General features: G+C 53.3%; 1 pseudogene. It reads left to right on the forward strand.

What is annotated here, in order from left to right:
- Positions 1 to 40: 40 nt before the first annotated feature.
- A pseudogene (locus DBY86_RS12775) lies at positions 41 to 958 on the forward strand (IS110 family RNA-guided transposase); the annotation flags it as partial.

Below are 958 nucleotides of genomic sequence, written 5' to 3' on the forward strand. Positions count from 1 at the left end.
CCATCGACACAACCGGACAGTTGCCAGACAATACAACCGAATGCAAGGCAGGTTTATGATGAGTACCCAATACAACTGTGCAGGTATCGACATCGCCAAACGAAACTTCGTCATCGCCGTTTCGTCTTTGTCTAAAACCAAAACCGAAACCAACAACCCCAAAGGTATCGCCCATACTATCGAATACCTTAAAAACACAAGGTCGCACTCGTCGTCATGGAAAGTACCGGCGGTCTCGAAATCCCCGCCGCCAAAGCCATCCACCGCGCAGGCATAGCCGTGATCATCGCCAACCCGCGTCAGACGCATCAGTTTGCCCAATCGCAGTCACTGACCAAAACCGATGTTAAAGATGCCCAAATGCTCGCCTTCTTCGCACAGATGATGACGCAGAAAGAGGGTTGGCAAACCATGCTCTACCACCCGCCCACCGAAGCGGAAGAAGTGTTGGAAGCCTTGGCCAACCGCCGCAACCGGCTGGTGGATATGCGGACTGCCGAGAAAAACCGTCTGCATCAGGTTCATGAAACGCAAGTCGAAAGCGTCAAACAACCGATTGCCCATTTTGACCGGCTGATTGACGAATTGGACAAACAAATCGACGACCACACCCACACGCATTTTGACGGCAAAGCCCAAGTGGCGGAGCAAATCAAAGGCATCGGTTCGATAACGACGGCTACGCTGATGGCGATGCTGCCTGAATTGGGGCGGCTGTCGCACAAACGGATAGTGGGTTTGGCCGGCATTGCCCCGCACCCGAGGGAGAGCGGGGAAACCAAATTCAAAAGCCGCTGCTTTGGCGGAAGGTTTGCGGTACGTAAGGCGCTGTATATGGCTACCGTGGCAGCGACACGTTTTGAACCGCTTATTCGGGATTTCTACCAACGCCTGCTGTCCAAGGGTAAGCCGTATAAGGTTGCCGTTACGGCATGTATGCGCAAACTGCTGACGATAT

Source organism: Neisseria bergeri, assembly GCA_003044455.1.
GTDB classification, from domain to species: Bacteria; Pseudomonadota; Gammaproteobacteria; order Burkholderiales; family Neisseriaceae; genus Neisseria; species Neisseria bergeri.